Genomic DNA, 13,906 nt, shown 5'->3' with positions numbered 1-13,906 from the left:
ACTGCGAGGTTTCCCACCCATGGCCAGCACCTCCGAGGACAAGCTCCGCGACTACCTCAAGAAGGTCACCGCGGACCTGCGGCGGACCAGGCTGCGGCTGGAGTCCGTCGAGGCCAGGGACACCGAACCGATCGCGATCATCGGCATGGCCTGCCGCTACCCCGGCGGCGTCCGCACCCCGGGCGACCTGTGGCGGCTGGTCGCCGACGGCACCGACGCCATCGGCGACCTCCCGGCCGACCGCGGCTGGGACACCGCGGCGCTCTACGACCCCACCCCCGGCACCCCCGGCAAGAGCTACGTCCGGCACGGCGGATTCCTGGCCGGCGCGGCCGACTTCGACGCCGAACTCTTCGGGATCGCCCCGCGCGAGGCCCTCGCCATGGACCCCCAGCAGCGGCTCCTGCTGGAGACCTCCTGGGAGGCGATCGAACACGCCCGGATCGCCCCCGCCGCGCTGCGCGGCACCGACACCGGCGTGTTCATCGGCGGTGCCGACACCGACTACGGCTCGCTCGCCCGGCAGACCGAGGAGACCGAGGGGCACCTGCTCACCGGCGGGGCCGTCAGCGTGCTCTCGGGCCGGATCTCCTACACCCTCGGCCTGGAGGGCCCGGCGGTCACCGTCGACACCGCCTGCTCCTCCGCCCTCGTCGCGCTCCACCTCGCGGTCCGCGCGCTGCGGTCCGGCGAATGCTCGCTGGCCGTCGCGGGCGGCGTCGCCGTCATGCCCACCACCCGGCTGTTCACCGAGTTCTCCCGCCAGCGCGGACTGGCCCCCGACGGGCGGTGCAAGCCGTTCGCGGAAGCGGCGGACGGCACCTCCTGGGCCGAGGGCGTCGGCGTCCTGCTGGTGGAGCGGCTGTCGGACGCCCGGCGGAACGGCCACCGGGTACTGGCCGTCGTCCGTGGCACGGCGGTCAACCAGGACGGCGCCAGCAGTCGGCTGACCGCCCCCAACGGGCCCTCCCAGCAGCGGGTCATCCGGGCCGCCCTGGCCGACGCCCGGCTCACCCCCGACCAGGTCGACGCCGTCGAGGCGCACGGCACCGGCACCACCCTGGGCGACCCGATCGAGGCCCAGGCCCTGCTCGCCACCTACGGCCGGGACCGGCCCGCTGACCGGCCGCTGTACCTCGGCGGCGTCAAGTCGAACATCGGGCACGCCCAGGCGGCGGCCGGTGTCGCGGGCGTGATCAAGACGGTCATGGCGCTGCGCGCGGGCGTCCTGCCGCGCACCCTGCACGTGGACGCGCCCTCGTCGCACGTGGACTGGTCGGAGGGGGCGGTCGAGCTGCTGGCCGAGTCCCGGGACTGGCCGGAGACGGGACGGCCGCGCCGGGCGGGGGTCTCGGCGTTCGGGATCAGCGGCACCAACGCCCACGTGGTGCTGGAACAGGCCGAGGAGACGGCCGAGGAGGCGGGGCCGGTGGCGGGGTCGGTGGCGCCGACCGTGCTGCCCTGGGTGCTCGGCGCCCGGACCGGGGAGGCGCTGCGCGCCCAGGCCGCCCGGCTGCTGGACGGCGCGGCCGGGCTGCCCGCCGGGGACCTGGCGTGGTCGTTGGCGACCAGCCGGTCACCGCTCAACCACCGTGCCGTGGTGCTGGGTTCGGACCAGGAGGCGCTGCTGCGCGGGCTCGCGGCGGTCGCCGCGGGCGACGGTGGCGGCGACGGCGGCGCTGCGGCCGGGTTGGTCGAAGGCGCGGTCCGGGGCGGGGGGACGGTGTTCCTGTTCTCCGGGCAGGGGTCGCAACGGCTGGGCATGGGGCGGGAGTTGTACGACCGCTTCCCGGTGTTCGCGGCGGCGTTCGACGCGGTGTGCGAGCAGTTCGAGCTGCCGGTGCGGGAGGTGGTGTGGGGTGACGATCAGGAACTGCTGAACCGGACGGACTACGCCCAGGCGGGGTTGTTCGCCGTCGAGGTGGCGCTGTTCCGGCTGCTCGCATCACTCGGTGTGGAACCGGAGTTCGTGGCGGGGCACTCGATCGGTGAGGTGGCTGCCGCGCATGTGGCGGGGGTGTTCTCGCTGGCGGACGCCTGCACGCTGGTGGCGGCGCGCGGTCGGCTGATGCAGGTGTTGCCCGCCGGTGGGGCGATGCTCGCCGTCCAGGCGAGCGAGGAGGAAGTGCGGCCGCTGCTGGGCGAGTTCGTCGCGCTCGCGGCGGTCAACGGCCCGACGGCGGTGGTCGTGTCGGGCGTCGAGGCGGCCGTGGCGGCGATCGAGGCGTACTTCGCCGACCGGAGGACCAGCCGGCTGCGGGTGTCCCACGCCTTCCACTCACCGCTGATGGACCCGATGCTGGACGCGTTCCGGGAGGTCCTCGACGGCCTGTCGTTCCGGACGCCGTCGATCCCGGTGGTCTCCAACCTGACCGGTGGCCTGGGAGCGGACCTGGCGTCCCCCGGGTACTGGGTGCGCCACGTCCGCGAGGCCGTCCGCTTCGCCGACGGCGTCCGCACGCTGGAGGCAGCCGGGGCCACCCGGTTCCTGGAACTCGGCCCGGACGGCGTCCTCACCGCACTGGCGGCGGGCTCCCTCGACGGTGACGCCGTGGCCGCCGCGCTGCTCCGCAAGGACCAGGGCGAGGAGTCCGCGCTGCTCGCCGCGCTCGCCCGGCTGTACGTCACCGGCGCGCCCGTCGACTGGGCCGCCCTGTTCGGCGGCAGCGCCGTCCGTACGGTGGACCTGCCCACTTACGCCTTCCAGCACCGCCGCTACTGGCCCACCGCCGCCCCGGCCACCACCGGCGACCTCGGCGCCGCCGGCCTCGCCGCCGTCGCCCACCCGCTGCTCGCCACCGCCCTCGAACTCTCCGACGACGGCGGCCTGGTGTTCACCTCCCGGCTCTCCCGGCAGTCCCACCCCTGGCTCGCCGACCACGTCGTCCGGGGCGACGTCCTGCTGCCCGGCACGGCCTTCCTCGAACTGGCCGTCCGGGCGGGCGACGAGGCCGGCTGTGACCGCGTCCAGGAACTGACCCTGGCCGCGCCGCTGGTCCTGCCCGAGCAGGGCGGCGTCCGACTGCAACTGCGGGTCGGCGCGGCCGACGACGACGGCCGGCGCACCTTCGTGGTCGCCTCCCGCCCCGAGGGGGCCGACGGCCCCGCCTGGGACCAGCACGCGACCGGCGTGCTGGCGGTGGGCGACGCCCGTACGGCCTTCGACACCTCGACCTGGCCGCCGATGGGCGCCGAGGCGGTCGACCTGACCGGCCTGTACGAGGGCATGGCGGACGGCGGGTACGCCTACGGCCCGGCGTTCCGGGGCCTGCGGGCCGCCTGGCGGCGCGGCGACGAGGTGTTCGCCGAGGTCGCGCTGCCGGAGGGCGTGGAGGCCGCCGGCTTCGGTCTGCACCCGGCGCTGCTGGACGCGGCCCTGCACGTCACGGCCGTGAACGGCCTGCCGCACGGCCTGGTGCCGTTCGCCTGGGAGGACGTGTCGCTGCACGCCTCCGGCGCCTCGGCGGTGCGGGTACGGGTCACCCGGACCGGCGAGGAGTCCGTCGCGGTGGCACTCGCCGACACCGAGGGCCTGCCGGTGGCCTCGGTCGGAGCGCTGGCGCTGCGCGCGGCGGCCCCGGCCGGTGCGGTGTCGGTTGTCGGCCGGGACGCGTTGTTCCGGGTGGACTGGGTGCCGGTGGGGGCGGTGTCGGCGGAGTTCGTGGAGGTCGGGTCGCTGGCGGAGGTGCCGGTGGTGGTGCCGCCGGTGGTGGTGGTCCGGTCGGCGGCCGGGGACGTGCACGAGCGGTCGGCGTGGGCGCTGGGGCTGGTGCGGGGGTGGTTGGCGGAGGAGCGGTTCGCCGGGTCCCGGCTGGCGTTCGTGACGTCGGGTGTGGTGGACGGGGACGATCTGGCGGGTGCGGCGCTGTGGGGTCTGGTGCGGTCGGCGCAGTCGGAGGAGCCGGGCCGGTTCGGTCTGGTGGACCTCGCCGGGGAGGGCGAGCCGTCCGCCGCCCTGGGCGTGGACGAGCCGCAACTGCTGGTCCGGGACGGTCGGGTGCTGGCCGCCCGGCTGGCGCGTGCCGCCCGAGTGGCGGACGAGCCCGTGGCCTGGGCCGGTGACGGTACCGTCCTGATCACCGGTGGGACGGGTGGTCTGGGTCGGGTCGTGGCCCGGCACCTGGTGGTGGAGCACGGGGTGCGCAGTCTGCTGCTGGTGAGCCGTCGGGGGGCGGCGGCCGAGGGTGTCGGCGACCTGGTCGACGAGCTGGCCGAGTCGGGTGCTTCGGTGGTGGTGAAGGCGTGCGACGTGGCCGAGGAGGCCGCCGTCGCGGAGCTGTTCGCCCGGCACGAGATCCGTGCGGTGGTCCACACGGCGGGTGTGCTGGACGACGGGGTGGTCGGCTCACTGACCCCCGAGCGGCTGTCGGCCGTCCTCCGCCCGAAGGCGGACGCCGCGTGGAACCTCCACCAGGCCACCAGGGATCGGGAGTTGGCGGCCTTCGTGCTGTTCTCCTCGGTCTCCGGCGTGTTCGGCGGCCCGGGCCAGGCGGCGTACGCGGCGGGCAACGCCTACCTGGACGCCCTGGCGGTGCACCGCCGTTCGCTCGGCCTGCCCGCCGTCTCCCAGGCCTGGGGCCCGTGGACCCGCGACGGCGGCATGACCGCCACCCTCGCCGAGGTCGACCTGCACCGGATCGCCCGCTCCGGCCTGCCGGAGCTGACCCCCGCCGAGGGCGCGGCCCTGTTCGACGCCTCGCTCGCGGCCGGCGAGCCCGTGATCCTGCCCGTGCGGCTGGACCTCGCCGTGCTGCGGGACCGGCAGCCGGTCCCCGCGCTGCTGCGCACCCTGGTGCGCGGCCGGGTCCGGCGGGCCGTGGCGGCGGCGCCGGCCGGGTCGGCGGCGCTGGTGCAGCGGCTCGCGGGCCTGGGCGGTGACGGTCGGCGGGCGGCGGTGCTGGAGCTGGTGCGCGAGCAGGTCGCCGTGGTGCTGGGGCACGAGGGCGGTGCGGCGGTGGATCCGTCGCGGGCGTTCCAGGACCTCGGGTTCGACTCGCTGACGGCGGTCGAGCTGCGCAACCGGCTGCGGTCGGCGACCGGCCTGCGGCTGCCGACGACGCTGGTGTTCGACTACCCGACGGCCGGTGCGCTGGCGGGCTTCCTGCTGGAGGGCCTGTTCGGTGCCGAGCGCGCCGTGGAGGCCCCCGGGCTGGTGCCGGTGCTGTCGGACGATCCGATCGTGATCGTCGGCATGGCCTGCCGGTACCCGGGCGGGGTGGCCTCGCCCGAGGAGCTGTGGCGCCTGGTGGCGGACGGGGTGGACGCGGCGTCGGAGTTCCCGACGAACCGCGGCTGGGACCTCGACGCGCTGCACGGCGAGGACCGGTCGGCACCGGGCACCTCGTCCACCCGGATGGGCTCGTTCCTGCACGATGCGGGGGAGTTCGACCACGAGTTCTTCGGGATGAGTCCGCGGGAGGCGCTGGCGACGGACGCGCAGCAGCGGTTGCTGCTGGAGACGTCCTGGGAGGCGTTCGAGCGGGCCGGTATCGACCCGGTGGCGTTGCGCGGCAGTCGGACCGGTGTGTTCGCCGGTGTGATGTACACGGACTACCGCTCGCTGTTGGACGGCGAGGAGTTCGAGGGTTTCCGGGGCAACGGGAGCGCGCCCAGCGTGGCCTCCGGGCGGGTGTCCTACACCTTCGGGTTCGAGGGTCCGGCGGTGACGGTGGACACCGCGTGCTCGTCCTCGCTGGTGGCGATGCACCTGGCGGCGCAAGCCCTGCGGAGCGGTGAGTGCTCGCTGGCGCTGGCCGGCGGGGTGACGGTGATGTCGACACCGGGCACCTTCGTGGAGTTCTCGCGGCAGGGCGGCCTGTCGGCGGACGGGCGGTGCCGGTCGTTCGCGCAGGCGGCGGACGGGGTCGGATGGGGGGAGGGCGTCGGCCTGGTGGTGCTGGAGCGGCTCTCGGACGCCCGGCGGAACGGGCACCGGGTGCTGGCGGTGCTGCGCGGGTCGGCGGTGAACCAGGACGGTGCGTCGAACGGGCTCACTGCGCCGAACGGTCCGTCGCAGCAGCGGGTGATCCGGCAGGCGTTGGCGAGTGCGGGGCTGTCGGCGGTGGATGTGGATGCCGTCGAGGCGCACGGGACGGGGACGACGCTGGGTGACCCGATCGAGGCACAAGCCCTGCTCGCGACGTACGGGCAGGAGCGTGAACGGCCGCTGCTGCTGGGCTCGGTCAAGTCCAACATCGGGCACGCCCAGGCGGCTGCGGGGGTGGCGGGCGTGATCAAGATGGTGCTGGCGATGCAGCACGGAACGCTTCCCCGCACGCTGCACGTGGATGCGCCGTCCGCACACGTGGACTGGACGGCGGGCGCGGTCGAGCTGCTGACCGATGCCACCGCCTGGCCGGCCACCGACCGCCCGCGCCGGGCGGGGGTGTCCTCCTTCGGGATCAGCGGCACCAACGCCCATGTGATCCTGGAGCAGCCCGACCCCGAGGTCGTACCCCACGGTTCGGCCGTTCCGGCGCCGATGCCCTGGGTGGTATCGGCGAAGTCGGCGGAGGCGCTGGACGCACAGCTCGAACGGCTGGCGGAGCCTCGTGAACTCTCCGCCGGTGATGTGGCGTTCACGCTGGCGGGTCGGTCGTCCTTCCCGTGCCGCGCGGTGCTGGTGGATGGCGTGGAGGTGGCGCGGGGAACGGCCGGAGAGGGCCGGACCGCGTTCCTGCTCTCCGGGCAGGGATCACAAAGGCTGGGCATGGGCCGGGAGTTGTACGACCGCTTCCCGGTGTTCGCGGCGGCCTTCGACGCGGTGTGCGAGCAGTTCGAGCTGCCGCTGCGCGAGGTGGTATGGGGCGCGGACGAGGAACTGCTGAATCGGACGGACTACGCCCAGGCGGGGCTGTTCGCGGTCGAGGTGGCGCTGTTCCGGCTGGTGGAATCACTGGGTGTGCGGCCGGAGTTCGTGGCCGGGCATTCGATCGGCGAGATTGCTGCCGCGCACATCGCCGGGGTGTTCTCGCTGGCGGACGCCTGCGCACTGGTCTCGGCCCGTGGGCGGCTGATGGCGGCGCTGCCGGCGGGTGGGGCGATGCTGGCGGTGCAGGCTTCGGAGGAGGAAGTCGAGCCGCTGCTCGGCGAGTTCATATCTGTTGCCGCTGTGAACGGTCCGACCTCCGTGGTCGTCTCCGGTGCGGAGGAGGCGGTGGCGGCGATCGAGGCGCACTTCGCCGACCGGAAGACCACCCGCTTGCGGGTGTCGCACGCCTTCCACTCGCCGCTGATGGACCCGATGCTCGACGACTTCCGGGATGTCCTCAACGGCCTGACCTACCAAGCCCCTTCGCTCCCGGTGATCTCCAACCTCACCGGCACGCTCGGCGCGAACCTCTGCTCGCCCGAGTACTGGGTGCGCCACGTCCGCGAGGCCGTCCGTTTCGCCGACGGCGTCCGCGCACTGGAGGCGGCGGGCGTCACCCGGTTCCTGGAACTCGGCCCGGACGGCGTCCTCACCGCGACGGCCGCCGCCTCGCTCGACGGTGACGCCGTGCTGGCCGCGGCACTCCGCAAGGGCCGGCCCGAGGACACGACCGTGCTGACAGCCCTGGCCCAGCTGTACGTCTCCGGTGCGGACGTCGACTGGTCCGCGCTGTTCACCGGCACCGGCGCCCGGCACGTCGACCTCCCGACGTACGCCTTCCGGCACCGTCCGTACTGGCCGGCGGCGACGCCGGGCCGTGGCGGCGACGTCCGGCTGGCCGGCCTGGTCGCCGCCGGGCACCCGCTGCTCGGGGCCGCCGTCGAGCTGGTCCACACCGACGGCCACCTGTTCACCGGCCGTCTGTCGGTCGGGACGCACGGCTGGCTGGCGGACCATGTGGTGCAGGGGTCGGTGCTGGTGCCGGGCACGGCGCTGGTGGAGCTGGCCGTGCGGGCCGGGGACGAGGTCGGCTGCGACCGGGTGGAGGAACTGACCCTGGCCGCGCCGCTGGTCCTGCCCGAGCGGGGCGGGGCCCGGGTGCAGGTGGGGGTCGGTGAGCCGGACGCGTCCGGGCGGCGCACTGTCACCGTGCACGCCCGCCCGGAGGGCGAGGAGGGCGCCGACTGGACCCTGCACGCGAGCGGTGTGCTGGGGGCGGGTGCGGTGCCGCCGGTGTTCGACGCCTCCGTGTGGCCGCCGGTCGGTGCCGAGGCGGTTGACCTGACGGGTCTGTACGAGGGTCTGGCCGAGGCCGGGTTCGGGTACGGTCCGGCGTTCCGGGGTCTGCGGGCGGCCTGGCGGCGGGGTGACGAGGTGTTCACGGAGGTCGTGCTGCCGGAGGGTGTCGGGGCGGACGGGTTCGGTCTGCACCCGGCGCTGTTCGACGCCTGTCTGCACGGCTTCGCGCTGGCCGGGCCGGGTGGGAGCGGCGGCGGGGGCGTGCCGTTCGCCTGGGAGGACGTGGCGCTCCACGCCTCGGGGGCCACGGCCGTCCGGGTGCGGCTGATGCCGGCGGTGGGTGGTGGGACGGCGGTGGCCGTCGCCGACACCGAGGGACGCCCGGTGGCGTCGGTCGGGTCACTGGTCGTCCGGCCGGTGTCGGCCGGTGCGGTGTCGGTTGTCGGCCGGGACGCGTTGTTCCGGGTGGACTGGGTGCCGGTGGGGGCGGTGTCGGCGGAGTTCGTGGAGGTCGGGTCGCTGGCGGAGGTGCCGGTGGTGGTGCCGCCGGTGGTGGTGGTCCGGTCGGCGGTCGGCGAGGTCCATGAGCGGTCGGCGTGGGCGCTGGGGCTGGTGCGGGGGTGGTTGGCGGAGGAGCGGTTCGCCGGGTCCCGGTTGGTGTTCGTGACGTCCGGCGTGGTGGACGGCGGGGACTTGGCGGGTGCGGCGCTGTGGGGTCTGGTGCGGTCGGCGCAGTCGGAGGAGCCGGGCCGGTTCGGTCTGGTGGACCTCGCCGGGGAGGGGGAGCTGTCCGCCGCCCTGGGTGTGGATGAGCCGCAACTCCTGCTCCGCGAGGACGACTTGTACGCCGCCCGGCTGGTCCGCACGGCGCCGGCAGCGGAACCGGTGGTGTGGCCCGGCGAGGGCACGGTCCTGATCACCGGTGGGACGGGTGGTCTGGGTCGGGTCGTGGCCCGACACCTGGTGGTGGAGCACGGGGTGCGCAGTCTGCTGTTGGTGAGCCGTCGGGGGGCGGCTGCGGAGGGCGTCGGCGAACTGATCGGTGAGCTGGCGGAGTTGGGTGCTTCGGTGGTGGTGGAGGCGTGCGATGTGGCCGAGGAGGCCGCTGTCGTGGAGCTGTTCGCCCGGTACGAGATCCGTGCGGTGGTCCATGCGGCGGGTGTGCTGGACGACGGGGTGGTCGGTTCGCTGACCTCCGAGCGGTTGTCGTCGGTGCTGCGTCCGAAGGCGGACGCGGCGTGGAACCTGCACCGGGCGGCCGGTGACCTGGACGCCTTCGTGCTGTTCTCCTCGATGGCCGGGACGTTCGGCAGTGCGGGTCAGGCGGCCTATGCGGCGGGCAACGCGTACCTGGATGCCCTGGCGGTGCACCGTCGTTCGCTCGGCTTGCCGGCGGTGTCGCTGGCTTGGGGCCCGTGGTCCGGCGTCGCCGGGATGACCGGCACCCTCACCGGCGCCGAGGCCGAACGCATCGCCCGGCTCGGCCTGCCGGCGATCTCCCCGGACCAGGGCGTCGCGCTCCTCGACGCCGCACTCACCACCGGCCACCCGGCCGTGCTGCCCGTCCGCCTCGACCCGGTGGCGATGGCCGCGCACGGCGACGTGCCCGCGCTGCTGCGGGGCCTGGTCCGGGGACGGGTGCGGCGCGCGGCGGTGGCCGGTTCGGCCGTGGCGGCGGGCCTGGCACAGCGGCTCGCGGGCCTGGGCGGCGACGAGCGGCATGCGGCGGTACTGGAGCTGGTGCGTGACCGGATCGCCGCGGTGCTGGGGCACGAGGACGGTGCGGCGGTGGATCCGTCGCGGGCGTTCCAGGACCTCGGGTTCGACTCGCTGACGGCGGTGGAGCTGCGCAACCGGCTGCGGTCGGCGACGGGCCTGCGGCTGCCGGCGACCGTCGTCTTCGACTACCCGACCGCCCACGCGCTCGCGGGCTTCCTGCTGGAGGGCCTGTTCGGCGCCGAGCGCGCCGTCGAGGTCCCCGGGGTGGCGCCCGTGCTGTCGGACGACCCGGTCGTGATCGTCGGGATGGCCTGTCGCTACCCCGGCGGCGTCGCCTCGCCCGAGGAGCTATGGCGGTTGGTGGCGGACGGGGTGGACGCGGTGTCGGAGTTCCCGACCGACCGCGGCTGGGACGTCGAGACGCTGTACGATCCGGACCCGGACCACGCCGGCACCTCGTACACCCGCACCGGCGGATTCCTGCACGATGCGGGGGAGTTCGACCACGAGTTCTTCGGGATGAGTCCGCGGGAGGCGCTGGCGACGGACGCGCAGCAGCGGTTGCTGCTGGAGACGTCCTGGGAGGCGTTCGAGCGGGCCGGTATCGATCCGGTGACGCTGCGCGGCAGCCGGACCGGCGTCTTCGCGGGCGTGATGTACGCGGACTACGCGAGCCTGCTCGGTGGCGGCGAGTTCGAGGGGTACCAGGGCAGCGGCAGCGCCGGGAGTGTGGCCTCGGGCCGGGTGTCGTACACGTTGGGACTGGAGGGTCCGGCGGTGACGGTGGACACCGCGTGCTCGTCCTCGCTGGTGGCGATGCACCTGGCGGCGCAAGCCCTGCGGAGCGGTGAGTGCTCGTTGGCGCTGGCCGGCGGGGTGACGGTGATGTCGACGCCGAACACCTTCGTGGAGTTCTCGCGGCAGGGCGGTCTGTCGGCGGATGGGCGGTGCCGGTCGTTCGCGCAGGCGGCGGACGGGGTGGGCTGGGGCGAGGGCGTCGGGGTGGTGGTGTTGGAGCGGCTCTCGGACGCCCGGCGGAACGGGCACCGGGTGCTGGCGGTGCTGCGCGGGTCGGCGGTGAACCAGGACGGTGCGTCGAACGGGCTGACGGCGCCGAACGGGCCGTCGCAGCAGCGGGTGATCCGGCAGGCGTTGGCGAGTGCGGGGCTGTCGGCGGCGGATGTGGATGCCGTCGAGGCGCACGGGACGGGGACGACGCTGGGTGACCCGATCGAGGCACAAGCCCTGCTCGCGACCTACGGGCAGGAGCGTGAACTGCCGCTGCTGCTGGGCTCGGTCAAGTCCAACATCGGGCACGCCCAGGCGGCGGCCGGTGTGGCGGGCGTAATCAAGATGGTGCTGGCGATGCAGCACGGAACGCTTCCCCGCACGCTGCACGTGGATGCGCCGTCCGCACACGTGGACTGGACGGCGGGCGCGGTCGAGCTGCTGACCGACGCCACCGCCTGGCCGGCCACCGACCACCCGCGCCGGGCCGGGGTGTCCTCCTTCGGGATCAGCGGCACCAACGCCCACGTGATCCTGGAGCAGCCCGACCCCGAACCCGAGGCCGAGGCCGTACCCCACGGTTCGGCCGTTCCGGGGTCGATGCCCTGGGTGGTATCGGCCAAGTCCGGAGCGGCGCTCGACGCCCAGGCCGCACAACTCGTCCAGCTCGAAGGGCTGTCGGCACTCGATGTGGCACTGACGCTCACCGGCCGGTCGCGTTTCGCGCACCGTGCGGTGCTGGTGGACGGCGTGGAGGTGGCGCGGGGAACGGCCGGCGAGGGCCGTACGGCGTTCCTGTTCTCCGGGCAGGGATCGCAACGGCTCGGCATGGGAGGCGAGTTGTATGACCGCTTCCCGGTGTTCGCAGCAGCGTTCGATGCGGTGTGCGAGCAGTTCGAGCTGCCGCTGCGGGAGGTGGTGTGGGGTGCGGACGAGGAGCTGCTGAACCGGACGGACTACGCCCAGGCGGGGTTGTTCGCGGTCGAGGTGGCGCTGTTCCGGCTGGTCGAGTCGCTGGGTGTGCGGCCGGAGTTCGTGGCCGGGCACTCGATCGGCGAGATCGCGGCCGCGCACGTCGCCGGGGTGTTCTCGCTGGCCGACGCCTGCACGCTGGTGGCGGCGCGAGGTCGGCTGATGCAGGCGTTGCCGTCCGGTGGGGCGATGCTCGCCGTCCAGGCGAGCGAGGAGGAAGTCAGGCCGTTGCTCGGCGAGTTCACGGCGCTTGCCGCCGTGAACGGCCCGACCTCCGTGGTCGTCTCCGGCGCCGAGGCCGCAGTCGCCACGGTCGAGGCCCACTTCGCCGACCGCAGGACCACCCGCCTGCGGGTCTCCCACGCCTTCCACTCCCCGCTGATGGACCCGATGCTCGACGACTTCCACGCCGTCCTCAACAGCCTGACTTTCCAGGCCCCTTCGCTCCCCGTCGTCTCCAACCTCACCGGCACGCTCGGCGCGAACCTCTGCTCGCCCGACTACTGGGTGCGGCACGTCCGTGAGACGGTCCGCTTCGCCGACGGCATCCACGCGCTGGCAGCGGCGGGCGTCACCCGGTTCCTGGAACTCGGCCCCGACGCCGTCCTCACCGCCCTCGCCGCGAACGCACTCCCCGAGACCGACGACACCCTCGCGATCCCGGCCCTGCGCCGCAACCGTGCCGAGGAGCGCACCTTCATCGAAGCCCTCGCCGCCCTCCACGTCCACGGCGCGTCGGTCGACTGGGCCGCCCTGTTCGCCGGGACCGGCGCCCGGCACGTCGACCTGCCGACCTACGCCTTCCAGCGTCGCCGCTTCTGGCCGTCCCCGCGTCCCCTGCAGAGCGGCGACGTCCGCTCCGTCGGCCTCGCCGCGACCACCCACCCGCTGCTCGGTGCGGCCGTCGACCTGGCCGACGAGGACGGACTGGTCCTGACCGGCCGCCTGTCGACGGCCGCCTTCCCGTGGCTGGCCGACCACGTGGTGCGGGGCCGGGCGCTGCTGCCCGGTGCCGGGCTGCTCGAACTGGCCCTGCGGGCCGCCGCCGAGGCGGGCTGTGAGCTGGTGGAGGAGCTGACGCTCGCCGCGCCGCTGCTGCTGCCCGAGCAGGGCGCCGTGCAGCTCCAACTCCGGGTGGGCTCACCCGACGCCGCGGGCCGTCGGGAGCTGGGGATCCACTCCCGGCCGGACGGTGATCCGGAGGCGGTCTGGGTGCGGCACGTGACGGGTTCGCTGGCCGAAGGCGCCGTCGGGGCTGCGGAGTTCGATGCTTCGCCCTGGCCGCCGGTGGGTGCGGAGCCGCTGCCGGTGGAGGGTGCGTACGAGCGGATGGCGGAGGCCGGGTTCGGCTACGGTCCCGCCTTCCAGGGGCTCCGGGCGGCCTGGCGGCGTGGGAACGAGCTGTTCGCGGACGTCGCACTCCCCGAGGGCATCTCCTCGGACGGCTACGGCGTGCACCCCGCCCTGCTGGACGCGGCCCTGCACGTCGCCATCGTGGACGCGGCGAGCGACGACACCGTGGTCCCGTTCGCCTGGACGGGGGCGGCGCTCCGCGCCGTCGGTGCCTCGGCGGTGCGGGTGCGGATCGTCCGGCTCGACGACGGCGGGCTGCGGCTGGACCTCGCCGACCCGACGGGCGCTCCCGTGCTGACGGTGGAGGCCGTGCGGGGGCGGGCGGTGTCGGCGGACCAGCTGGGCTCGGCCGACCCGCTCTACGCGGTCGACTGGTCGGAGCTGCCGGCCGTCCCGGACCCGGGTCAAGCGTGGACCGCCTGGGATGACCTGCCCGCCGAGGGACCGGCGCCCGACACCGTCGTCCTGGACTGCTCGACCCTGCCGGCCCCGGCCGATGACGTCCCGGCCGCCGTCCGTGTGGTGCTGCACCGCGTGCTGAGCGCGGTGCAGGACTGGTTGGTGGAGGAGCGGTTCGCGGGGTCGCGGTTGGTGGTGGTGACGCGTGGTGCGGTGGCGGTGCGCGGGGGTGAGTCGGTGGAGGTGGTGCAGGCTCCGGTGTGGGGTCTGCTGCGGTCCGCGGAGGCGGAGAACCCGGGTCGTTTCGCGTTGCTGGACGCGGATGCGGATGGGGAGGTGGTCGTC

1 protein-coding gene (only partly in view) is annotated in these 13,906 nt (G+C 74.6%); it reads left to right on the top strand.

What is annotated here, in order from left to right:
* Positions 1-19 precede the first annotated feature (19 nt).
* A protein-coding gene (locus AB0O91_RS07035) for an SDR family NAD(P)-dependent oxidoreductase (RefSeq protein WP_363428737.1) crosses the window boundary here: on the top strand, positions 20-13,906 show its 5' end (the start). Its footprint extends 16,680 nt past the window's final position; 13,887 of the gene's 30,567 nt are visible here — the first part of the coding sequence; the start codon lies at positions 20-22; its stop codon lies off the right edge, out of view.

The organism is Kitasatospora sp. NPDC089797, assembly GCF_040684795.1.
Taxonomy (GTDB): domain Bacteria; phylum Actinomycetota; class Actinomycetes; order Streptomycetales; family Streptomycetaceae; genus Kitasatospora.
The sequence above is the reverse complement of the archived record's forward strand: the minus strand, read 5'-3'. Positions and strand labels throughout refer to the sequence as shown.